We start from the raw sequence: 21,872 nt of genomic DNA, 5'->3' as shown, positions 1-21,872 counted from the left end.
TAGGGGCCCCTAGTCCAATCAGTGCTCTACCTCCAAGACTCTTACCTTGAGGCTAGCCCTAAAGCTATTTCGGAGAGAACCAGCTATCTCCAGGTTCGATTGGCATTTCACCCCTACCCACACCTCATCCCCGCACTTTTCAACGTGCGTGGGTTCGGGCCTCCATTCAGTGTTACCTGAACTTCACCCTGGACATGGGTAGATCACCTGGTTTCGGGTCTACGACCACGTACTCATGCGCCCTATTCAGACTCGCTTTCGCCGCGGCTCCGCATCTTCTGCTTAACCTTGCACGGGATCGTAACTCGCCGGTTCATTCTACAAAAGGCACGCCATCACCCGTTAACGGGCTCTGACTACTTGTAGGCACACGGTTTCAGGATCTCTTTCACTCCCCTTCCGGGGTGCTTTTCACCTTTCCCTCACGGTACTGGTTCACTATCGGTCACTAGGGAGTATTTAGCCTTGGGAGATGGTCCTCCCGGATTCCGACGGAATTTCACGTGTTCCGCCGTACTCAGGATCCACTCAGGAGAGAACGAAGTTTTGACTACAGGGCTGTTACCTCCTATGGCGGGCCTTTCCAGACCTCTTCATCTACCTCGTTCCTTTGTAACTCCGTACAGAGTGTCCTACAACCCCAAGAGGCAAGCCTCTTGGTTTGGGCTAATCCCGTTTCGCTCGCCGCTACTCAGGGAATCGCATTTGCTTTCTCTTCCTCCGGGTACTTAGATGTTTCAGTTCCCCGGGTCTGCCTTCTCATATCCTATGAATTCAGATATGGATACCACTCCATTACGAGTGGTGGGTTTCCCCATTCGGAAATCTCCGGATCAAAGCTTGCTTACAGCTCCCCGAAGCATATCGGTGTTCGTCCCGTCCTTCATCGGCTCCTAGTGCCAAGGCATCCACCGTGCGCCCTTTCTAACTTAACCGTTAAAAAGAATCACTATGTGATATCTTGTATTACTAATTGAATGTGATGTCTACTGTTATCTAGTTTTCAAAGAACACGTTTCGAAGGAATGATCCTTCAAAACTAAACAAGACAGGGAACGTTCTGTTTATAAGACCCAAGGTCTTATATTCCGTATAATATCCTTAGAAAGGAGGTGATCCAGCCGCACCTTCCGATACGGCTACCTTGTTACGACTTCACCCCAATCATCTGTCCCACCTTCGGCGGCTGGCTCCTAAAAGGTTACCTCACCGACTTCGGGTGTTACAAACTCTCGTGGTGTGACGGGCGGTGTGTACAAGGCCCGGGAACGTATTCACCGCGGCATGCTGATCCGCGATTACTAGCGATTCCAGCTTCACGCAGTCGAGTTGCAGACTGCGATCCGAACTGAGAACAGATTTGTGGGATTGGCTTAACCTCGCGGTTTCGCGCCCTTTGTTCTGTCCATTGTAGCACGTGTGTAGCCCAGGTCATAAGGGGCATGATGATTTGACGTCATCCCCACCTTCCTCCGGTTTGTCACCGGCAGTCACCTTAGAGTGCCCAACTGAATGCTGGCAACTAAGATCAAGGGTTGCGCTCGTTGCGGGACTTAACCCAACATCTCACGACACGAGCTGACGACAACCATGCACCACCTGTCACTCTGCCCCCGAAGGGGACGTCCTATCTCTAGGATTTTCAGAGGATGTCAAGACCTGGTAAGGTTCTTCGCGTTGCTTCGAATTAAACCACATGCTCCACCGCTTGTGCGGGCCCCCGTCAATTCCTTTGAGTTTCAGTCTTGCGACCGTACTCCCCAGGCGGAGTGCTTAATGCGTTAGCGCAGCACTAAGGGGCGGAAACCCCTAACACTTAGCACTCATCGTTTACGGCGTGGACTACCAGGGTATCTAATCCTGTTCGCTCCCCACGCTTTCGCTCCTCAGCGTCAGTTACAGACCAGAGAGTCGCCTTCGCCACTGGTGTTCCTCCACATCTCTACGCATTTCACCGCTACACGTGGAATTCCACTCTCCTCTTCTGCACTCAAGTTCCCCAGTTTCCAATGACCCTCCCCGGTTGAGCCGGGGGCTTTCACATCAGACTTAAGAAACCGCCTGCGAGCCCTTTACGCCCAATAATTCCGGACAACGCTTGCCACCTACGTATTACCGCGGTGCTGGCACGTAGTTAGCCGTGGCTTTCTGGTTAGGTACCGTCAAGGTACCGCCCTATTCGAACGGTACTTGTTCTTCCCTAACAACAGAGCTTTACGATCCGAAAACCTTCATCACTCACGCGGCGTTGCTCCGTCAGACTTTCGTCCATTGCGGAAGATTCCCTACTGCCGCCTCCCGTAGGAGTCTGGGCCGTGTCTCAGTCCCAGTGTGGCCGATCACCCTCTCAGGTCGGCTACGCATCGTCGCCTTGGTGAGCCGTTACCTCACCAACTAGCTAATGCGCCGCGGGTCCATCTGTAAGTGGTAGCCGAAGCCACCTTTTATGTTTGAACCATGCGGTTCAAACAACCATCCGGTATTAGCCCCGGTTTCCCGGAGTTATCCCAGTCTTACAGGCAGGTTACCCACGTGTTACTCACCCGTCCGCCGCTAACATCAGGGAGCAAGCTCCCATCTGTCCGCTCGACTTGCATGTATTAGGCACGCCGCCAGCGTTCGTCCTGAGCCAGGATCAAACTCTCCGATAAAGTAGTTTGACTGACTACGCACATCGCTGTACGATTTTTAAAAACTGAATTAACAGGTACGTTTTGTCTTGTTTAGTTTTCAAAGATCATTTGTTTGTCCGCTTTGTTAAAGCAACTTTATTAGTATACAACGTCACTTCTTCAAAGTCAACAACTTTTTTAAAAAAACTTTTGGTGGAGCCTAGCGGGATCGAACCGCTGACCTCCTGCGTGCAAAGCAGGCGCTCTCCCAGCTGAGCTAAGGCCCCATAAAAAATGGTCGGGAAGACAGGATTCGAACCTGCGACCCCATGGTCCCAAACCATGTGCTCTACCAAGCTGAGCTACTTCCCGATTTCCTATCTATTCTATTAAAAGATATGGCGCGCCCGAGAGGAGTCGAACCCCTAACCTTTTGATCCGTAGTCAAACGCTCTATCCAATTGAGCTACGGGCGCAATTTAATTTACAATATCCCGTTGGGATAAATGGAGCGGAAGACGGGATTCGAACCCGCGACCCCCACCTTGGCAAGGTGGTGTTCTACCACTGAACTACTTCCGCATATCGCAATAAAAAAAGCTTTCTCCTTATGAGAAACCTTGGTAATAATACATTTAATAAAGCTTCCAAGCGGGCTCGAACCGCTGACCTCTTCCTTACCATGGAAGTGCTCTACCTGCTGAGCTATGGAAGCAATGGCTCCGCAGGTAGGATTCGAACCTACGACCGATCGGTTAACAGCCGATAGCTCTACCACTGAGCTACTGCGGAATAATATAAAGCTTCATAAACAAACATGGTAGAATTAATAAATCTGCTTGGCGGCGTCCTACTCTCACAGGGGGAAACCCCCGACTACCATCGGCGCTGAAGAGCTTAACTTCCGTGTTCGGTATGGGAACGGGTGTGACCTCTTCGCTATCGCCACCAAACAAATTGAGAGTGTTCTCTCAAAACTAGATAACAGATGTGACATCATTCAAAAATATGGTTAAGTCCTCGATCGATTAGTATCTGTCAGCTCCATGTGTCGCCACACTTCCACCTCAGACCTATCAACCTGATCATCTTTCAGGGATCTTACTTCCTTGCGGAATGGGAAATCTCATCTTGAGGGGGCTTCATGCTTAGATGCTTTCAGCACTTATCCCGTCCGCACATAGCTACCCAGCGATGCCCTTGGCAGAACAACTGGTACACCAGCGGTGCGTCCATCCCGGTCCTCTCGTACTAAGGACAGCTCCTCTCAAATTTCCTGCGCCCGCGACGGATAGGGACCGAACTGTCTCACGACGTTCTGAACCCAGCTCGCGTACCGCTTTAATGGGCGAACAGCCCAACCCTTGGGACCGACTACAGCCCCAGGATGCGATGAGCCGACATCGAGGTGCCAAACCTCCCCGTCGATGTGGACTCTTGGGGGAGATAAGCCTGTTATCCCCGGGGTAGCTTTTATCCGTTGAGCGATGGCCCTTCCATGCGGAACCACCGGATCACTAAGCCCGACTTTCGTCCCTGCTCGACTTGTAGGTCTCGCAGTCAAGCTCCCTTGTGCCTTTACACTCTGCGAATGATTTCCAACCATTCTGAGGGAACCTTTGGGCGCCTCCGTTACCTTTTAGGAGGCGACCGCCCCAGTCAAACTGCCCACCTGACACTGTCTCCCCGCCCGATAAGGGCGGCGGGTTAGAAGGTCAATACAGCCAGGGTAGTATCCCACCGATGCCTCCACCGAAGCTGGCGCTCCGGTTTCCAAGGCTCCTACCTATCCTGTACAAGCTGTACCAACATTCAATATCAGGGCCGCAGTAAAGCTCCACGGGGTCTTTCCGTCCTGTCGCGGGTAACCTGCATCTTCACAGGTACTATAATTTCACCGAGTCTCTCGTTGAGACAGTGCCCAGATCGTTGCGCCTTTCGTGCGGGTCGGAACTTACCCGACAAGGAATTTCGCTACCTTAGGACCGTTATAGTTACGGCCGCCGTTTACTGGGGCTTCAATTCGCACCTTCGCTTACGCTAAGCGCTCCTCTTAACCTTCCAGCACCGGGCAGGCGTCAGCCCCTATACTTCGCCTTACGGCTTCGCAGAGACCTGTGTTTTTGCTAAACAGTCGCCTGGGCCTATTCACTGCGGCTCTCTCGGGCTTGCACCCTAACAGAGCACCCCTTCTCCCGAAGTTACGGGGTCATTTTGCCGAGTTCCTTAACGAGAGTTCTCTCGATCACCTTAGGATTCTCTCCTCGCCTACCTGTGTCGGTTTGCGGTACGGGCACCTCTCACCTCGCTAGAGGCTTTTCTTGGCAGTGTGGAATCAGGAACTTCGCTACTATATTTCGCTCGCCATCACAGCTCAGCCTTATGGGAAACGGATTTGCCTATTTCCCAGCCTAACTGCTTGGACGCGGATATCCAATACCGCGCTTACCCTATCCTCCTGCGTCCCCCCATTGCTCAAATGGTGAGGAGGTGGTACAGGAATATCAACCTGTTGTCCATCGCCTACGCCTTTCGGCCTCGGCTTAGGTCCCGACTAACCCTGAGCGGACGAGCCTTCCTCAGGAAACCTTAGGCATTCGGTGGAGGGGATTCTCACCCCTCTTTCGCTACTCATACCGGCATTCTCACTTCTAAGCGCTCCACCAGTCCTTCCGGTCTGGCTTCACAGCCCTTAGAACGCTCTCCTACCACTGTTCGAAGAACAGTCCGCAGCTTCGGTGATACGTTTAGCCCCGGTACATTTTCGGCGCAGAGTCACTCGACCAGTGAGCTATTACGCACTCTTTAAATGGTGGTCGCTTCTAAGCCAACATCCTGGTTGTCTAAGCAACTCCACATCCTTTTCCACTTAACGTATACTTTGGGACCTTAGCTGGCGGTCTGGGCTGTTTCCCTTTCGACTACGGATCTTATCACTCGCAGTCTGACTCCCAAGGATAAGTCATTGGCATTCGGAGTTTGACTGAATTCGGTAACCCGGTAGGGGCCCCTAGTCCAATCAGTGCTCTACCTCCAAGACTCTTACCTTGAGGCTAGCCCTAAAGCTATTTCGGAGAGAACCAGCTATCTCCAGGTTCGATTGGCATTTCACCCCTACCCACACCTCATCCCCGCACTTTTCAACGTGCGTGGGTTCGGGCCTCCATTCAGTGTTACCTGAACTTCACCCTGGACATGGGTAGATCACCTGGTTTCGGGTCTACGACCACGTACTCATGCGCCCTATTCAGACTCGCTTTCGCGCGGCTCCGCATCTTCTGCTTAACCTTGCACGGGATCGTAACTCGCCGGTTCATTCTACAAAAGGCACGCCATCACCCGTTAACGGGCTCTGACTACTTGTAGGCACACGGTTTCAGGATCTCTTTCACTCCCCTTCCGGGGTGCTTTTCACCTTTCCCTCACGGTACTGGTTCACTATCGGTCACTAGGGAGTATTTAGCCTTGGGAGATGGTCCTCCCGGATTCCGACGGAATTTCACGTGTTCCGCCGTACTCAGGATCCACTCAGGAGAGAACGAAGTTTTGACTACAGGGCTGTTACCTCCTATGGCGGGCCTTTCCAGACCTCTTCATCTACCTCGTTCCTTTGTAACTCCGTACAGAGTGTCCTACAACCCCAAGAGGCAAGCCTCTTGGTTTGGGCTAATCCCGTTTCGCTCGCCGCTACTCAGGGAATCGCATTTGCTTTCTCTTCCTCCGGGTACTTAGATGTTTCAGTTCCCCGGGTCTGCCTTCTCATATCCTATGAATTCAGATATGGATACCACTCCATTACGAGTGGTGGGTTTCCCCATTCGGAAATCTCCGGATCAAAGCTTGCTTACAGCTCCCCGAAGCATATCGGTGTTCGTCCCGTCCTTCATCGGCTCCTAGTGCCAAGGCATCCACCGTGCGCCCTTTCTAACTTAACCGTTAAAAAGAATCACTATGTGATATCTTGTATTACTAATTGAATGTGATGTCTACTGTTATCTAGTTTTCAAAGAACACGTTTCGAAGGAATGATCCTTCAAAACTAAACAAGACAGGGAACGTTCTGTTTATAAGACCCAAGGTCTTATATTCCGTATAATATCCTTAGAAAGGAGGTGATCCAGCCGCACCTTCCGATACGGCTACCTTGTTACGACTTCACCCCAATCATCTGTCCCACCTTCGGCGGCTGGCTCCTAAAAGGTTACCTCACCGACTTCGGGTGTTACAAACTCTCGTGGTGTGACGGGCGGTGTGTACAAGGCCCGGGAACGTATTCACCGCGGCATGCTGATCCGCGATTACTAGCGATTCCAGCTTCACGCAGTCGAGTTGCAGACTGCGATCCGAACTGAGAACAGATTTGTGGGATTGGCTTAACCTCGCGGTTTCGCGCCCTTTGTTCTGTCCATTGTAGCACGTGTGTAGCCCAGGTCATAAGGGGCATGATGATTTGACGTCATCCCCACCTTCCTCCGGTTTGTCACCGGCAGTCACCTTAGAGTGCCCAACTGAATGCTGGCAACTAAGATCAAGGGTTGCGCTCGTTGCGGGACTTAACCCAACATCTCACGACACGAGCTGACGACAACCATGCACCACCTGTCACTCTGCCCCCGAAGGGGACGTCCTATCTCTAGGATTTTCAGAGGATGTCAAGACCTGGTAAGGTTCTTCGCGTTGCTTCGAATTAAACCACATGCTCCACCGCTTGTGCGGGCCCCCGTCAATTCCTTTGAGTTTCAGTCTTGCGACCGTACTCCCCAGGCGGAGTGCTTAATGCGTTAGCTGCAGCACTAAGGGGCGGAAACCCCCTAACACTTAGCACTCATCGTTTACGGCGTGGACTACCAGGGTATCTAATCCTGTTCGCTCCCCACGCTTTCGCTCCTCAGCGTCAGTTACAGACCAGAGAGTCGCCTTCGCCACTGGTGTTCCTCCACATCTCTACGCATTTCACCGCTACACGTGGAATTCCACTCTCCTCTTCTGCACTCAAGTTCCCCAGTTTCCAATGACCCTCCCCGGTTGAGCCGGGGGCTTTCACATCAGACTTAAGAAACCGCCTGCGAGCCCTTTACGCCCAATAATTCCGGACAACGCTTGCCACCTACGTATTACCGCGGCTGCTGGCACGTAGTTAGCCGTGGCTTTCTGGTTAGGTACCGTCAAGGTACCGCCCTATTCGAACGGTACTTGTTCTTCCCTAACAACAGAGCTTTACGATCCGAAAACCTTCATCACTCACGCGGCGTTGCTCCGTCAGACTTTCGTCCATTGCGGAAGATTCCCTACTGCCGCCTCCCGTAGGAGTCTGGGCCGTGTCTCAGTCCCAGTGTGGCCGATCACCCTCTCAGGTCGGCTACGCATCGTCGCCTTGGTGAGCCGTTACCTCACCAACTAGCTAATGCGCCGCGGGTCCATCTGTAAGTGGTAGCCGAAGCCACCTTTTATGTTTGAACCATGCGGTTCAAACAACCATCCGGTATTAGCCCCGGTTTCCCGGAGTTATCCCAGTCTTACAGGCAGGTTACCCACGTGTTACTCACCCGTCCGCCGCTAACATCAGGGAGCAAGCTCCCATCTGTCCGCTCGACTTGCATGTATTAGGCACGCCGCCAGCGTTCGTCCTGAGCCAGGATCAAACTCTCCGATAAAGTAGTTTGACTGACTACGCACATCGCTGTGCGATTTTTAAAAACTGAATTAACAGGTACGTTTTGTCTTGTTTAGTTTTCAAAGATCATTACCGCCGCTTAACGAAGCAGCTTTATTACTATAACATTTAGCTTCTTTTAAGTCAATATTTTTTTTCAAAGTACTTAATGAAGCTTTTAGTTGATGTCAGCTGTTTATCAGCGACGAATAATAATATATCACGGATATTATCAAAAGGTCAACACCTAATTTAGGCTATGTGAAGAGACATTTTATCGGTTATATTCAATTGTCCATGCTCATAAGATGTAAAACAAGAATGATGGACAAGATAAGGAGGCATCATCAGTGAATCACTTCTATGTGTGGCACATTAAACGGGTAAAACAATTAATTATTATACTTATCGCCGCATTTGCAGCTGCCAGCTTTTTTTATATCCAAAGAGCTGTCCCGCTTCCCGTGTTTTCAACTGACACCGGACCTAAAGCCATTTATAAAGGAGAAACAGACTCTAAAGATATTTCACTTACTTTCGATATCAGCTGGGGTGATGAGAGAGCAGAACCGATACTTAATACTCTGAAAGCAAACGGGATTAAAAATGCAACGTTTTTTCTTTCCGCTTCTTGGGCAGAACGCCATCCCGACACAGTGGCCCGTATCGTAAAGGACGGACATCAAATCGGGAGCATGGGCTACGCTTATAAAAACTATGCCAATTTAGAGAGCAACGAAATAAAAAAAGACATGAACCGTGCGCAAACAGCCTTTGAAAAGTTAGGGGTCAAAGACATACAGCTATTAAGACCCCCTACCGGCCAATTCAATAAGAATGTTCTAAAGGTCGCAAAGCAATACAATTATACAGTCGTTCATTACAGTGTGAACTCGCAAGACTGGACAAATCCTGGAGTTGAAAAAATCATCGACAATGTGACCAAGCAAGTTTCCGGTGGAGACATTATTCTTTTACATGCCTCCGATTCGGCAAAACAAACAGAAGAAGCATTGCCTGATATCATCCATCAGCTGAAAGAAAAAGGATTAAAAAATGTAACCGTGGGTGATCTCATCGCAAATTCTGATGCCAGATCCGCAGAGGTAAAGTAATTACTTTGCTGCAAACTTCGGCAGCATCAGCAATTGGAAGGCATTACATGCCATTAACGGAAAAAGCATTAAATAAAGCCAGTCCTCATCATTTACTCTTAATGCAGGGAACCATTCTAATGCGGTAATCACAACCATCAAAAATAACGATGACACAAATGTTTTCTTAGAGGACTGCTTTTGCTTTATATAAGCTGTAATCACTCCAAAGATCAATAAAAACACCGGTAACCACGCATAGCCAGCCAGCGATTCTCCGCTCTCTCCAAAAAATAAAAAACGCACGTACATTAAATCAAAAGCAACAAACAGGATGAAAAACAACTGCAGCAAATTCCACAAAGAGGAGGACCTTAATATCTCAAGCGCAAACCGATGAACTGTTAAAAACACGAAAAAACCCATTTGGCTGATCACACTGAAAATCATGCCTACACCGATAAACCAAAATAAAACAGAGAAAATCTGTCCCGCTTCAAATGTTAGAAACAGCCCTCTATATTCTCCCCATTTTAGCGCAAAACCCACAATACTCGTGATAAGCGCCCCGACAGCTAAAATAGAAAAGAAAAAACGAACTAAACCACGGCTTTTCATTTCTTTATTCATCCCCTCAAAAATCGCGAACAGCGATATTTTGTTATGTATAATTCCAAACAGATGAATCATATTAAAGGTAAGACAAGTATGTGAAAGGAGCTTAAGCATGTCAAAAGCCAAAACGCTATTGATGAGCTGTTTTTTGTTATTATCTGTAACAGCTTGCGCTCCAAAAGACCAAGCAGCGGATATGGACTATGATCAGACCAAAAAAATGGTTGTTGATATATTAAAAACTGATGATGGAAAGAAAGCTATTAAGGAATTATTAAATGATGATGCCATGAATGAAGCGCTGGTGATTGACCAAGATGCAATTAAAGGAACAATAGAAAAAACACTCACATCTAAAAAAGGTGAAGAATTTTGGAAAAACATCTTTGAAGACACTGATTTTGCTGAGGGCTTTGCCAAAACTCTTCAGACAGAGCATGAAAAAGTGATTAAAAAGCTGATGAAGGATCCAGATTACCAGAAGATGCTGATGAGCGTGATGCAGGATCCCGGCATGGATAAAAAGTACAGCCAGCTGGCAAAAAGCCAAGAATTCCGCAGTTATTTAGAAGAGGTTATTAACGAAACACTTTCTAGTCCGCTTTACAAAAAGCAGTTCGAAGATGAGCTGAAAAAAGCAGCAAAAGACACAGCCAAAGAAAGTGAATAAAGGGAAAGCCGGGATCTGGAATCCCGGTTCACCTTTTTAAACTCGCACTGACATTTTTGCATCTATTTTTTTTGCGATGTCCTGATATATTTCTCCGATCGGATGATTTTCGTCATAAACAGACGGAGCAAATTGGTCCTTATCCCAATCGGGCTGTTTCAATGGGATTCTGCCGAGCAAAGGCACATTTAGTTCCTCAGCCAGTTTATCTCCTCCGCCTTTTCCAAAGACATATTCTCTTTCCCCTGTCTTTGCACTTTCATAATAAGCCATGTTCTCTATGACCCCCACGACCTCATGATCGGTTTTAATCGCCATAGAGCCCGCTCTGGCCGCGACAAAAGCAGCTGTCGGATGCGGCGTCGATACGATGATTTCTTTGCAGCTCGGAAGCATTGTATGTACATCGAGAGCAACGTCCCCTGTACCAGGCGGAAGATCAAGAACGATATAGTCTACTTCTCCCCACTCTACTTCGTGGAAAAAGTTATTCAGCATTTTGCCGAGCATCGGCCCTCTCCATACGACCGGAGCATTTTCTTCTACGAAAAAGCCCATTGACATGACCTTTACCCCGAAGCGCTCAACAGGAAGAAGTTTCTCTCCTTCAATCGTTGGACGCACAGTGATCCCCATCATGTCTGGCACACTGAATCCATAAATATCCGCATCAATTAAACCGACCTTTTTCCCTAGACGAGCCAGAGAAATAGCTAGGTTTACTGACACAGTTGACTTGCCTACGCCGCCTTTTCCACTTGCTACGGCAAGAAAGACTGGCGGGTTATCCATATTTAATAATGTTTTTTTCTCAGCTGACGGCGCCCGGAATTTAGCAACCGTTTCTTCAGGCAGCTCTTCAAATCGAAGGCCGACTGTCTCAGCTCCTGCCCCTTTTAATACGTTTACGATCTCTTGCTGAATCTGCATTTGTTCTGCAGTTCCTGTTTTTGCAAGAGCGACTTTTACACTGATATGCCGTTTTTCAGGCTTTATTTTAATTTCCTTAACGGCATCCAATTCTCCCAGAGGTCTTTGAAGAAAAGGTTCGCGCATTTCTCCGACTAGTTTTCTTACTTCATCTTCTCTTATCATCGAACCTCACCCTTTTGTGTATTCGTTTACAATTATTATTATATCATACATAAATGGCGGGTGTCTTATGCTTAGAACCTCGTAAGAAAACCCTCCATTACTCCGGAGGGTCTCCTTTTTCTGTGAAATATCGCAAAATGCCTTTATATATGGAAGATGCCACCTTGTCTTGATATTTCGGTTTACCGAGCAGCGTTGCTTCACTTGGATTGGATAAAAATCCGACTTCTATAAGCGCCCCCGGTTTGGTGACGTTTTGCATTAAGTAGATACCATGAATCCGCTTTGCTTTCCGGGTTGTGTTTTCCAGATTTCTTCTCAGCTCATCCTGAATGTATTTTGCGACTTTCTCATTTTCCGCATATTTCCCGTAATAAAAGCTTTGGGCTCCGCTCCATTTTTGTGACGGAATCGCATTAAGATGAATGCTGATATAGAGCTCCGCCTCTGAATGGTTTATTAATTTGACTCGTTGTCTTAGATCCTCAGCTTTTCGTCGGCTATAGCCTTTTGTTCCTTCTGGAGCGAGATCAGTATCACTTTCTCTGGTCATGATAACAAGCGCTCCTTGTTCTTGAAGATAATCCCTGACTCTAAAGGCCACTTCCAGGGTAACATCCTTCTCTAACAGCTTTCCGCCGACTGCTCCGCCGTCAGGCCCGCCATGACCTGGATCTAGATAAATGATTTTACCGCTCAAGGGCAGGCTCCACGGCTTCCAAGAGTCGTTATTGCTGAACTGATATTTGAACAGAAATAGTAATACGATGAAGCCTAGCAAAAAACCGAGCCATTTAAGCTTTTTCCTCATCCCTTCCCCTCCCGCTTGTCCGTTATTACATAACTATGGGACAGGGCCGGGAAATATGATTACCGCATGCGAAGCTTACACTGTTTTTCTCTTTGAACAAACCCCGCTGTCCACCAATCTTTAATGAACTTGCGTGCCGTTTCATAAACCGTGTTTTTATCAAGTGTTGAGTATTGCTCGTATATCCAATTATAGAGATAATCAAAAAACTCCATACGTAGCTCTTCTTCTTCTCTTGCAGAGCGGGCACTGATACTCTGCATGGATTCTCCGTAATAGCCGAATATCCCAAAACGCCCGCCTAACAAATAGGCTTCTATAGCAAAATCAATACAGCCTTCAGTAATAATATCTCGTTCATCATGTAAAAATGGAAATAATGGTTCCAAACAATCCTTAACAGACTGGATAATTTGTCTCAGAGAGAGTTCTTTGAGCAAGTTCTTTTCTAATTCAAAATCCTTTTGGCGTTTCACATCCATAAAAGACAGTACTTCTGCCATATAAATTCACTCTCCTTTTACCGATTATTTTGAGGTTTGGATGATGAAACAATGCCCGAATTCGGTTGGAAATTCGCCCAAATGAAGGTGTAAAATCGATAAAAAAGCAGCCTTCCGCAGGGTGCGGAACAAACGTTCTGTAATTAGTTATGAAAAAAGCAGCCCCTCTAAAGGTGGCTGCTTTTCATACTTTCACGCTTCTTGTTGCAGAATATGTATGGATATATTGGTCTAAAACAAATCCGCCTTTATCTTCATAAAAACCAGTAACGATAAAACCGGCATCAATTTGGCCTTTGATTTGGTCTTCTAAGGAATGGCCGAATTCCAGAGCCTCATTATTTTCGATCAGTTTTTTCACTTTATGTTTCGGAAGATCTTCTGGGTCAGCGTATGGAATGGAGTGTTTTACTTTTAAAACACCTTGCTGTTCTAATTCTGTATCAAACAGAAATACAACAGGATTGACAAAACCCGAGATTAGAATGCCGTTCCTTTTCAACACACGGTGCGCTTCCTTCCATACCGGGAGGACATTCTCAACAAAAACATTGGCAACAGGATGTACAATGACATCAAATGATTCATCATTAAATACACTTAAATCGTCCATGCTTCCTTTGACAGTGTGTATCGTGAGACCATCTCGCTCAGCAATCATTCTATCCTGATTCAGCTGTTTTTCTGAGTTATCTAATACGGTGACATCCGCGCCTGCGGCTGCCAAAACTGGACCCTGCTGGCCGCCGCCTGATGCTAAACAGAGTACTTTCAGACCTTTGACAGGCGGAAACCAATCCTTCGGTACATCTTTCATTGGTGTTACCCTTATATCCCAATTGCCTTTTTTTGCTTGTTCGATAACCTGCTGCTCAACAGCAACAGTCCATTCATTGCCTGTTTCTACTTTTTTATCCCAGGCTTTGCTATTATGAGCTACTAACGCATTCATGAATCTTCTCCTTACTTTAATGTATAGAGTATAACAAATATTTCTAGATTGATATCGCTTTCCCTTTGCATATTTAGAAAAAAGTTCATAAAAACGCAAAAAAATCACAAAGGAGATATGTGATTTATATCATCAGATTTACTTTTACTTCGTTACATAAAGCCATTAGCAATGAGAGCTATTGTTTCTCCGGGTTAAGAATCAGCAGTGAACTTTAACGGATGAGATACAGTGGTTAGATGAAGCTGGGCTGATCACATAACGATAATAAACATTGACCGAACTTCCAATTGAATAAGTATGAAAGCTATCATGGTTATTAACAAAGAGATCGTTTATAAACAAACAATTTGCTTAACCCCGTCAAGCGCCCATTCAGTTGTTATTTTTATGCGGGGCTGCCACGTTTTATTATAGAAAAAAGCTCCCAACCCAAGGTCGAGAGCTTTTTGAAAACGTAAAATTAACGTTTTGAGAACTGAGGTGCACGACGAGCGCCTTTAAGACCGTATTTTTTACGTTCTTTCATACGAGCGTCACGAGTCAGAAGACCTGCACGTTTAAGAGTTGTACGGTATTCTGGATCTGCTTCAAGCAAAGCACGAGCGATACCGTGACGGATTGCTCCAGCTTGACCGGATAAGCCGCCTCCATGTACGTTTACTAAAACATCATAAGTGCCAGCTGTTTCAGTCAAAGTTAATGGTTGTTTGATATCTTCGATTAAAGCTGCAGATGGGATGTGTTCGCTGATTTCACGATTATTAACGACGATACGGCCTTCTCCTGGAACTAAACGCACACGCGCTACAGAGCTTTTACGACGGCCAGTACCGTAATATTGAACCTGTGCCAAATTGGTAACCTCCTTTTTAATTAACCGCGAAGTTCGTAAACTTCAGGTTTTTGTGCTTCGTGTGGATGCTCAGAACCACGGTATACGTTCAATTTTTTGAACATTTGACGACCTAGAGAACCTTTTGGAAGCATGCCTTTGATAGCAAGCTCAAGCATTTTCTCAGGGTAGTTTGTACGCATTTCAAGAGCAGTTCTTGATTTTAATCCGCCTGGATGTTGAGTGTGACGGTAGTAGATTTTGTCAGTTAACTTTTTACCAGTTAACTCGATTTTTTCAGCGTTGATGATGATCACATGATCTCCAGTATCAACGTGTGGTGTGTAAGTTGGTTTGTGTTTTCCGCGAAGGATAGCTGCAACTTCTGAAGAAAGACGACCTAAAGTCTTGCCAGCAGCATCAACAACTAACCACTTGCGTTCAATAGTACTTGCGTTAGCCATAGGTGTTGTACGCATTGAATTTCCCTCCTAAATGATCTGTCATTTTCAATAAACTTCGATTACGTTCTATTTCACAACACAATAAGTTCCGGGGCTTATCGTGGGGTTGAAATACATACCATATGATATCTTATAACTTTATGCAGACTCTGTCAAGAAAATATTATACACCTGGTTTAGTTGTCATAGTAAACGTTCCATAAATATAGCCCGTGCCCCGGCGCTGTGCGCCCTGCCGCTTCGCGATCCTTCGCTTCCAGCATGGATTTCACCTGATCGGGAGAAATTTTTCCAATACCTGCATCAAGCAAAGTACCCGCAATAATTCTGACCATATTATATAAGAAACCGCTGCCTGTGATCCGCATTTGCAGGCCGTCAGCCGTCTCAGTCCAATCAAGTTCGTATATCGTTCTTACCTTGTCCTGCACTTCTGTTTTAGCCGCGCAAAAGCTCGTAAAATCATGTGTCCCTATAAGATGCTTTGCCGCTTCTCTCATGTCCTGCACATTAAGGCGATATGAAAAATGGTAAGCGTAATGCCGTTTAAATACGTCCGGGTGTTTCTCCGTGTATACAAAGTAGCGATATTCTTTTTTGACTGCGCTAAATCGTGCATGGAACCCATCATCCGCAATTTCTGCCTGTTTAACTGCGATATCGTCCGGAAGCAGTGCATTTAAGGCATATGGCCATCTCTCAGCCGGGATAGACAGTGGAGTGTCAAAATGAATCACCTGTCCGGCTGCGTGAACCCCGCTGTCTGTTCTTCCAGACGAAACGACCGGAATTCTGTCTTTTGACTTATGCAGGACAGCCAAAGCCTTCTCCAGTTCATCCTGAACCGTTCTTTTGCCCGGCTGAACCTGATAACCGTTAAACAAATGTCCGTCATAAGAAATCGTGCATTTCAGTCTCATACAGCACCTCTAAGCCCTTAAGAAAAATAACAAAGCAGCTAATACAATTAAGCTGACAATGACAGAAGTGTCTTTTCCTGTCCATACAAGCTTTCTATATTTCGTACGTCCTTCTCCGCCTTGATAGCCTCTTGCTTCCATTGCCACCGCAAGCTCTTCGGCGCGTTTAAATGCGCTGACGAAGAGCGGGACAAGAAGCGGGACAATAGCCTTCACTCTTTCTTTGACAGGCCCGCTTGTAAAATCAACGCCTCGCGCCATCTGAGCCTTCATGATCTTATCTGTCTCCTCCATCAGTGTCGGAATAAACCGTAAAGAAATTGACATCATAAGAGCCAGCTCATGAACAGGAAGCTTTAATTTTTTCAATGGGTTCAGCAGCTGCTCCATTCCATCGGTAATCTCAATCGGTGTAGTCGTAAGCGTTAATAAAGTTGTGATTAAAATCAAATAGACGAATCTAAGAGAAATGAATATCCCCTGAACCAGACCGCCCTCATAGACTTTGAAAAAACCTATTTGAAAGATAATCGGTCCTTCATGTGTCATAAGGATGTGAAGAAGGAACGTAAAAAGGACAATCCAGATGATTGGCTTCAGCCCTTTCATTAAAAAAGAGAAAGGAACTCTTGTTAAAGAAACGACGCCAATTGTAAATAAACCAAGCAACGCATATGTCTGAACATTATTGGCTAAGAATACAATGCAGACAAATAAAAAGATCGTGATCAGTTTTGTTCTGGGGTCAAGCCGGTGCACAAGTGAAGTCCCCGGTACATACTTGCCGATAATCATGCTGTCCATCATAAAGTCTTCTCCCCCTGAAAAAGAGCACGGATTTCAGCAGCGGCATCTTCCATTGTGAGCATAGGCTCATTAAATCTCACACCCAGTACAGCTTCAAGGTGTCTTTGGAATTTTATTGTTTCAGGAAGATCCAGCCCCCAGCCGGCCATCTCTTCACCCTTTAAAAACAGATCACGCGGACTGCCTGATGCTTGTATCGTTCCTTTATGCATAACAATCATTTCATCAGCGTATGCAGCTGCATCCTCCATGCTGTGTGTCACAAGGATCGTCGTCAGGTTCCCACGCTGATGAAGCTCATAAAACATATCCATAATCTCTTTTCGCCCTCTTGGGTCCAAACCTGCAGTCGGTTCATCCAGAACAAGCACTTCAGGATCCATTGCAAGTACGCCGGCAATTGCAACTCTGCGCATTTGTCCCCCGCTTAATTCAAAGGGGGACCTGTCCAAAAGCTCTTCTGATAAACCTACAAGCTGCAGCATCTCTCTCGCTTTTTGTTCAGCATCTTCTTTTTTAACACCAAAGTTCATCGGTCCGAATGAAATATCTTTAAGAACTGTTTCTTCGAATAATTGATGCTCCGGAAATTGGAAAACGATTCCGACTTTTTTACGAAGTTTTTTCAGTTCTTTATTCTTTTTCCCTGCCTGAATGACAGTGCTGCCTAGTGATATCTGTCCCTTCGTCGGCTTCAGGAGACCATTTAGGTGCTGAAGAAGAGTGGACTTACCAGAGCCTGTATGCCCGATAACGGCTACGTAGCTTCCTTCTTTAATCGATGCATTGATATCATACAGTGCTAGGCGCTCAAACGGCGTCTTCATCTGATAACGATGCTCTACATCTTTGATTGTAATGTCCACAGCTCTTTCACCAGCCCTTCCTGAGTCAAATGGTTTTCTTCCAAAGCCAGTCCATTTTCTCTTAAAAGCTGGCTAAGCTGAAATGAGAAGGGTAAATCAAGCCCAATTCGAACAAGTTCTTTATTCAATTTAAAAATCTCTTCAGGCGGCCCTTCAGCATATTTTTTACCGCCATTCATGACAATGATCCTGTCTGCTTTTGCTGCCTCATTCAGATCATGTGTAATGGATATAACAGTCGCCATGCCCTGCTCTTTTAAATGTCTTACCGTTTCAAGCACTTCTTCTCGCCCGATCGGATCAAGCATGGATGTTGCTTCATCTAAGATAATAATATCAGGACGTGCGGCAATAACCCCCGCAATCGCAACTCTCTGCTTTTGGCCTCCGGAGAGATGGTGCGGCTCTTGATCGAGAAAATCTTGCATATTCACCTGTTTTACTGCCCAGTCTACTCTCTCAATCATTTCTTCCCGCGGTACACCATTGTTTTCTAAACCAAAAGCCACATCATCGCGAACAGTCGTTCCGACAAATTGGTTATCCGGATTTTGAAAGACCATACCTATCTTCTTACGCACTTCCCAAACAGATTCCTCTGTCAATTGAATCCCGGCAACCTCAATGTCGCCTGATTCAGGAAGAATTAAACCATTCAATGCCCGGGCCAGTGTTGATTTCCCTGAACCGTTATGACCTACGATTGCAAGCCATTCACCCTCATACACCTGCAGGGAGACGCCGTCTAGTGCTCGTCTTTCTGCGTCCTTCCGATATCGAAATACGATATCCTCTACCGATATCAACTGATTTTGATTCATGGAAAACCGGCCTCCTCTCAGCTAATGCTCTGCTTTTCTCTCTATTAAAAGTTGCAGTATCTAAAAAAAGGGCATAGATCCAGTTAGAAACTGTCCCGCCCTTCTTTAGATACACAAAAATATGTGATTAAACCAATTCGATAATTGCCATTGGTGCTCCGTCACCACGGCGAGGACCAAGCTTCATAATACGTGTGTATCCGCCTTGGCGCTCCTCGTAACGAGTTGCAATGTCAGAGAATAATTTTTGAAGTGCATCTTGGTTATTTTCTTCGTTTGCAACCTCGTTGCGGATGTATGCAGCAGCTTGACGGCGAGCGTGAAGATCACCGCGTTTGCCAAGCGTGATCATTTTTTCAACTACAGAGCGAAGTTCTTTCGCACGTGTTTCAGTTGTTTCGATTCTTTCGTTGATGATCAAATCAGTTGTAAGATCACGAAGCATAGCTTTACGCTGTGCACTCGTACGTCCTAGTTTTCTGTATGACATGTGATGTCCCCTCCTTTATTGGAATGCTGTTTCTGAATAATAAACACACGAAAATCCTAGTTCACAAGGGAAACTAGTCAATCGTCTTTGCGAAGTCCGAGTCCAAGTTCTTCTAGTTTCGCTTTCACTTCTTCAAGTGATTTGCGTCCTAGATTTCGAACTTTCATCATATCTTCTTCCGTCTTGTTCGCAAGCTCTTGAACCGTGTTAATACCCGCACGCTTTAAGCAGTTGTAAGAACGAACAGAAAGATCCAATTCTTCAATTGTCATTTCAAGAACTTTCTCTTTTTGATCTTCTTCTTTTTCAACCATGATTTCAGCATGTTGAGCTTCGTCAGTTAAACCAACGAATATATTAAGGTGTTCAGTTAAAATCTTTGAACCAAGCGCAATTGCTTCTTTCGGTCCAGTGCTTCCATCAGTCCAAACATCAAGTGTAAGTTTATCATAGTTTGCAACTTGGCCTACACGAGTGTTCTCTACCTGATAAGATACACGAGAAACTGGCGTATAGATAGAATCGATCGGAATCACGCCGATTGGCTGATCGTCTCTCTTGTTTGCGTCAGCAGGCGTATACCCACGTCCTCTTTGAGCAGTAAGGCGAACTCGGAAACTCGCATTCTCACCAAGAGTCGCGATATGAAGATCAGGATTTAAGATCTCTACATCACTATCGTGTGTAATATCAGCTGCCGTTACAGTTCCTTCACCCTGTACATCAATTTCTAGCGTCTTCTCTTCATCAGAGTAGATTTTCAATGCAAGCTTTTTAATGTGTAAGATAATCGTTGTAACATCTTCCACAACGCCTTCAATTGTCGAGAATTCGTGCAGTACACCATCTATCTGGATTGATGTTACAGCGGCACCAGGGAGTGAGGATAAGAGGATACGACGTAAGGAGTTACCCAGAGTTGTACCATATCCACGCTCAAGTGGCTCTACGACAAACTTACCAAATTTGGCATCGTCGCTGATTTCAACCGTTTCGATTTTTGGTTTTTCAATCTCGATCATTACTTAAAACCCTCCTTCAAAACGTCGAAACCTCGAATAGAATCATATGAGATTCCATCCGAAATTCCCCATTGTTTAGTCCCGTATGTGCTCAGGCAACGAGTCGGTGCATTCGTTTCATAAATAACTGTATCATAACCCATTATTGACAGGGACACAAAATCTATACAAACAAATTACACGCGGCGACGTTTTGGTGGACGGCATCCGTTATGAGGAACAGGAGTTACGTCTCTGATAGCAGTGACTTCTAGTCCAGCAGCTTGAAGTGCACGGATTGCAGCTTCACGGCCTGAACCAGGTCCTTTAACAGTAACCTCTAGAGTTTTAAGACCATGTTCGATTGAACCTTTAGCAGCTGTTTCTGCAGCCATTTGCGCAGCAAAAGGAGTAGATTTACGAGAACCTCTGAATCCTAAAGCTCCGGCACTAGACCAAGAAATAGCATTACCATGAGTGTCAGTGATCGTAACGATCGTGTTATTGAAAGTTGAACGAATATGAGCAATTCCAGACTCAATATTCTTTTTCACGCGACGTTTACGCGTGTTAGATTTACGAGCAGCAGCCATTGTTTAAGAACCTCCCTTACTTATTTTTTCTTGTTAGCTACAGTACGACGCGGACCTTTACGAGTACGCGCATTGTTTTTAGAGTTTTGTCCGCGAACAGGTAATCCTCTGCGATGACGGATTCCGCGGTAGCTTCCGATTTCGATCAGACGTTTGATATTAAGAGAAACTTCACGGCGAAGGTCACCTTCTACTTTCAGTTTGTCAATAATATCACGGATTTTACCAAGTTCTTCTTCAGTAAGATCGCGCACACGAGTATCTTCTGAAACTCCAGCTTCTTTTAAAACTTGCTGAGCCGTTGTGCGGCCAATTCCGAAGATGTATGTTAAAGAAATAACAACACGTTTGTCACGTGGGATATCTACACCAGCAATACGAGCCATTCTCTGGGCACCTCCTTATAAATTATCCTTGTTTTTGTTTATGCTTTGGATTTTCACAGATCACCATTACTTTTCCTTTTCTGCGAATAACTTTACATTTTTCGCAGATTGGTTTAACTGATGGTCTCACTTTCATGTGTTTCCAACCTCCTTCAGTTTCCGGAGTGCTTTATTTGTAACGGTACGTAATCCTGCCACGAGTTAAGTCATATGGAGATAATTCTACCGTAACTTTGTCTCCAGGTAAAATGCGAATGAAGTGCATGCGGATTTTACCAGATACATGAGCCAAAACAGTGTGGCCATTTTCAAGTTCAACTTTGAACATCGCGTTTGGCAGTGTTTCGACTATAGTACCTTCCACTTCAATTACATCGTCTTTCGCCATTCAAGTGTTCTCCCTTCTTCAAATCAGTAACTTGCTTTCTGACAAATTTCAAAAGAAGTTTGTCACACGCCCTGTTTCGTTTATACTGTTCTGAACTTCCGGAGATACGCAATCATAAAGGGTTAAATGATTGATATTCTTTTTCTTAGGAGAATGAAATGTACGCTTTTCTCCGTCTGCTGTTAGTACATTGATGATGGTTAAAATTCCAACGACAAGCAGCAAGATGAATTCAGTCTTGCCAATGTTCACCCAAGCTTTCTGCCCTATCAAGCTTGAAAAACATCTGTCTTCGG

Annotated in this window: 19 protein-coding genes, 6 tRNA genes, 5 rRNA genes and 1 pseudogene (1 of these 31 cut by a window edge); 2 read left to right on the top strand and 29 right to left on the bottom strand. The window is 45.9% G+C overall.

Annotation, left to right across the window (positions count from 1 at the left end; genetic code table 11):
- From MHH82_RS37750 to MHH82_RS37700, 11 genes are all read right to left on the bottom strand, one after another.
- Positions 1-935 (bottom strand): 23S ribosomal RNA (locus MHH82_RS37750) (it extends 1,992 nt beyond the left edge of the window).
- Positions 936-1,105: 170 nt separating this feature from the next.
- Positions 1,106-2,651: ribosomal RNA gene (locus tag MHH82_RS37745) — 16S ribosomal RNA — on the bottom strand.
- 172 nt (positions 2,652-2,823) lie between these two features.
- Positions 2,824-2,899, bottom strand: a tRNA-Ala gene (locus MHH82_RS37740).
- Between the two features lie 8 nt (positions 2,900-2,907).
- Positions 2,908-2,984, bottom strand: a tRNA-Pro gene (locus MHH82_RS37735).
- Positions 2,985-3,011: 27 nt separating this feature from the next.
- A tRNA-Arg gene (locus MHH82_RS37730) sits at positions 3,012-3,088 on the bottom strand.
- 31 nt (positions 3,089-3,119) lie between these two features.
- A tRNA-Gly gene (locus MHH82_RS37725) sits at positions 3,120-3,194 on the bottom strand.
- Positions 3,195-3,254: 60 nt separating this feature from the next.
- Positions 3,255-3,327 (bottom strand) — tRNA-Thr (locus tag MHH82_RS37720).
- Between the two features lie 2 nt (positions 3,328-3,329).
- Positions 3,330-3,404 (bottom strand) — tRNA-Asn (locus MHH82_RS37715).
- 45 nt (positions 3,405-3,449) lie between these two features.
- Positions 3,450-3,565, bottom strand: a 5S ribosomal RNA gene (gene rrf / locus MHH82_RS37710).
- Between the two features lie 55 nt (positions 3,566-3,620).
- Positions 3,621-6,547: ribosomal RNA gene (locus MHH82_RS37705) — 23S ribosomal RNA — on the bottom strand.
- A gap of 170 nt (positions 6,548-6,717) precedes the next feature.
- Positions 6,718-8,266, bottom strand: a 16S ribosomal RNA gene (locus MHH82_RS37700).
- The 16S, 23S and 5S rRNA genes sit together here with 6 tRNA genes alongside, the layout of an rRNA operon.
- A 349-nt stretch (positions 8,267-8,615) precedes the next feature.
- Here MHH82_RS37700 and pdaB point away from each other — a divergent pair.
- Entirely contained in the window at positions 8,616-9,380 is a 765-nt protein-coding gene (gene pdaB / locus MHH82_RS37695) for a polysaccharide deacetylase family sporulation protein PdaB (RefSeq protein ID WP_032726588.1), read from the top strand.
- Here pdaB and kbaA read toward each other — a convergent pair whose 3' ends face one another.
- Positions 9,381-9,977, bottom strand: coding sequence for a KinB-signaling pathway activation protein (gene kbaA / locus MHH82_RS37690; RefSeq protein ID WP_004399693.1), 597 nt, complete (start codon positions 9,975-9,977; stop codon positions 9,381-9,383). It abuts the gene before it with no gap.
- 109 nt (positions 9,978-10,086) lie between these two features.
- Between kbaA and gerD the strand changes: the two genes are divergently transcribed.
- On the top strand, positions 10,087-10,644 hold the full coding sequence (gene gerD, locus MHH82_RS37685) for a spore germination lipoprotein GerD (protein WP_003235126.1): 558 nt from the start codon (positions 10,087-10,089) through the stop codon (positions 10,642-10,644).
- A gap of 36 nt (positions 10,645-10,680) precedes the next feature.
- On the opposite strand, the gene salA is transcribed toward gerD, so the two are convergent.
- The 17 genes and pseudogenes from salA to MHH82_RS37600 all read right to left on the bottom strand — a co-directional run bounded on the left by salA (position 10,681) and on the right by MHH82_RS37600 (position 21,822).
- Positions 10,681-11,739, bottom strand: a complete 1,059-nt coding sequence (gene salA / locus MHH82_RS37680; RefSeq protein WP_072175910.1) for an iron-sulfur carrier protein/transcriptional regulator SalA — start codon at positions 11,737-11,739, stop codon at positions 10,681-10,683.
- A 97-nt stretch (positions 11,740-11,836) separates the two neighbouring features.
- Complete coding sequence (gene cwlD / locus MHH82_RS37675; RefSeq protein ID WP_015382599.1) at positions 11,837-12,550, bottom strand: N-acetylmuramoyl-L-alanine amidase CwlD; 714 nt, start codon at positions 12,548-12,550, stop codon at positions 11,837-11,839.
- A 59-nt stretch (positions 12,551-12,609) separates the two neighbouring features.
- Positions 12,610-13,053, bottom strand: a complete 444-nt coding sequence (locus tag MHH82_RS37670; RefSeq protein WP_072175911.1) for a YbaK family protein — start codon at positions 13,051-13,053, stop codon at positions 12,610-12,612.
- A 184-nt stretch (positions 13,054-13,237) separates the two neighbouring features.
- Entirely contained in the window at positions 13,238-14,005 is a 768-nt protein-coding gene (locus MHH82_RS37665) for a class I SAM-dependent methyltransferase (RefSeq protein WP_072175912.1), read from the bottom strand.
- Positions 14,006-14,468: 463 nt separating this feature from the next.
- Positions 14,469-14,861 (bottom strand): 30S ribosomal protein S9, encoded by a 393-nt coding sequence (rpsI, locus tag MHH82_RS37660; protein WP_004399691.1) that lies wholly within the window; start codon positions 14,859-14,861, stop codon positions 14,469-14,471.
- A gap of 20 nt (positions 14,862-14,881) precedes the next feature.
- On the bottom strand, positions 14,882-15,319 hold the full coding sequence (gene rplM, locus MHH82_RS37655) for a 50S ribosomal protein L13 (RefSeq protein WP_003241966.1): 438 nt from the start codon (positions 15,317-15,319) through the stop codon (positions 14,882-14,884).
- Between the two features lie 161 nt (positions 15,320-15,480).
- Positions 15,481-16,224 carry a tRNA pseudouridine(38-40) synthase TruA gene (gene truA / locus MHH82_RS37650; RefSeq protein WP_072175913.1) on the bottom strand — a complete coding sequence of 248 codons (744 nt, stop codon included), beginning with the start codon at positions 16,222-16,224 and terminating at the stop codon, positions 15,481-15,483.
- Positions 16,225-16,233: 9 nt separating this feature from the next.
- Complete coding sequence (locus MHH82_RS37645; RefSeq protein WP_004399656.1) at positions 16,234-17,031, bottom strand: energy-coupling factor transporter transmembrane component T family protein; 798 nt, start codon at positions 17,029-17,031, stop codon at positions 16,234-16,236.
- Complete coding sequence (locus MHH82_RS37640; protein WP_021482003.1) at positions 17,028-17,897, bottom strand: energy-coupling factor ABC transporter ATP-binding protein; 870 nt, start codon at positions 17,895-17,897, stop codon at positions 17,028-17,030. Before MHH82_RS37640 ends, MHH82_RS37645 begins: the two co-directional genes overlap by 4 nt.
- The gene (locus MHH82_RS37635; protein ID WP_004399689.1) at positions 17,873-18,718 is read right to left on the bottom strand and encodes an energy-coupling factor ABC transporter ATP-binding protein; all 846 of its coding nucleotides are present in this window, start codon (positions 18,716-18,718) and stop codon (positions 17,873-17,875) included. Before MHH82_RS37635 ends, MHH82_RS37640 begins: the two co-directional genes overlap by 25 nt.
- A gap of 127 nt (positions 18,719-18,845) precedes the next feature.
- Positions 18,846-19,208: a 50S ribosomal protein L17 gene (rplQ, locus tag MHH82_RS37630; protein WP_003225836.1), complete on the bottom strand. Its 363-nt coding sequence runs from the start codon at positions 19,206-19,208 to the stop codon at positions 18,846-18,848.
- A 77-nt stretch (positions 19,209-19,285) separates the two neighbouring features.
- The gene (locus MHH82_RS37625; RefSeq protein ID WP_003225835.1) at positions 19,286-20,230 is read right to left on the bottom strand and encodes a DNA-directed RNA polymerase subunit alpha; all 945 of its coding nucleotides are present in this window, start codon (positions 20,228-20,230) and stop codon (positions 19,286-19,288) included.
- 176 nt (positions 20,231-20,406) lie between these two features.
- A complete protein-coding gene (gene rpsK / locus MHH82_RS37620; RefSeq protein ID WP_009966385.1) occupies positions 20,407-20,802 on the bottom strand; it encodes a 30S ribosomal protein S11 in 396 nt (131 codons plus the stop codon).
- A gap of 20 nt (positions 20,803-20,822) precedes the next feature.
- Positions 20,823-21,188 carry a 30S ribosomal protein S13 gene (rpsM, locus tag MHH82_RS37615; protein WP_003235095.1) on the bottom strand — a complete coding sequence of 122 codons (366 nt, stop codon included), beginning with the start codon at positions 21,186-21,188 and terminating at the stop codon, positions 20,823-20,825.
- Positions 21,189-21,210: 22 nt separating this feature from the next.
- On the bottom strand, positions 21,211-21,324 hold the full coding sequence (rpmJ, locus tag MHH82_RS37610; RefSeq protein WP_003156543.1) for a 50S ribosomal protein L36: 114 nt from the start codon (positions 21,322-21,324) through the stop codon (positions 21,211-21,213).
- 33 nt (positions 21,325-21,357) lie between these two features.
- A complete protein-coding gene (gene infA, locus MHH82_RS37605) occupies positions 21,358-21,576 on the bottom strand; it encodes a translation initiation factor IF-1 (RefSeq protein ID WP_003156508.1) in 219 nt (72 codons plus the stop codon).
- Positions 21,554-21,822, bottom strand: a pseudogene (locus MHH82_RS37600) (ribosome-binding protein ybzG). Before MHH82_RS37600 ends, infA begins: the two are co-directional and overlap by 23 nt.
- Positions 21,823-21,872 lie beyond the last annotated feature (50 nt).

This window comes from Bacillus sp. FSL K6-6540, from assembly GCF_038007545.1.
Note: the sequence above shows the minus strand (reverse complement) of the source record. Positions and strands in the feature narration are given on the sequence as shown.

Bases quoted from the DNA above. Each gene is read 5' to 3' on its own strand.
- kbaA (WP_004399693.1), bottom strand. From the start codon at position 9,977: ATGAAAAGCCGTGGTTTAGTTCGTTTTTTCTTTTCTATTTTAGCTGTC.
- gerD (WP_003235126.1), top strand. From the start codon at position 10,087: ATGTCAAAAGCCAAAACGCTATTGATGAGCTGTTTTTTGTTATTATCT.
- salA (WP_072175910.1), bottom strand. From the start codon at position 11,739: ATGATAAGAGAAGATGAAGTAAGAAAACTAGTCGGAGAAATGCGCGAA.
- cwlD (WP_015382599.1), bottom strand. From the start codon at position 12,550: ATGAGGAAAAAGCTTAAATGGCTCGGTTTTTTGCTAGGCTTCATCGTA.
- MHH82_RS37670 (WP_072175911.1), bottom strand. From the start codon at position 13,053: ATGGCAGAAGTACTGTCTTTTATGGATGTGAAACGCCAAAAGGATTTT.
- MHH82_RS37665 (WP_072175912.1), bottom strand. From the start codon at position 14,005: ATGAATGCGTTAGTAGCTCATAATAGCAAAGCCTGGGATAAAAAAGTA.
- rplM (WP_003241966.1), bottom strand. From the start codon at position 15,319: ATGCGTACAACACCTATGGCTAACGCAAGTACTATTGAACGCAAGTGG.
- truA (WP_072175913.1), bottom strand. From the start codon at position 16,224: ATGAGACTGAAATGCACGATTTCTTATGACGGACATTTGTTTAACGGT.
- MHH82_RS37645 (WP_004399656.1), bottom strand. From the start codon at position 17,031: ATGATGGACAGCATGATTATCGGCAAGTATGTACCGGGGACTTCACTT.
- MHH82_RS37635 (WP_004399689.1), bottom strand. From the start codon at position 18,718: ATGAATCAAAATCAGTTGATATCGGTAGAGGATATCGTATTTCGATAT.
- rplQ (WP_003225836.1), bottom strand. From the start codon at position 19,208: ATGTCATACAGAAAACTAGGACGTACGAGTGCACAGCGTAAAGCTATG.
- MHH82_RS37625 (WP_003225835.1), bottom strand. From the start codon at position 20,230: ATGATCGAGATTGAAAAACCAAAAATCGAAACGGTTGAAATCAGCGAC.
- rpsK (WP_009966385.1), bottom strand. From the start codon at position 20,802: ATGGCTGCTGCTCGTAAATCTAACACGCGTAAACGTCGCGTGAAAAAG.
- rpsM (WP_003235095.1), bottom strand. From the start codon at position 21,188: ATGGCTCGTATTGCTGGTGTAGATATCCCACGTGACAAACGTGTTGTT.
- rpmJ (WP_003156543.1), bottom strand. From the start codon at position 21,324: ATGAAAGTGAGACCATCAGTTAAACCAATCTGCGAAAAATGTAAAGTT.
- infA (WP_003156508.1), bottom strand. From the start codon at position 21,576: ATGGCGAAAGACGATGTAATTGAAGTGGAAGGTACTATAGTCGAAACA.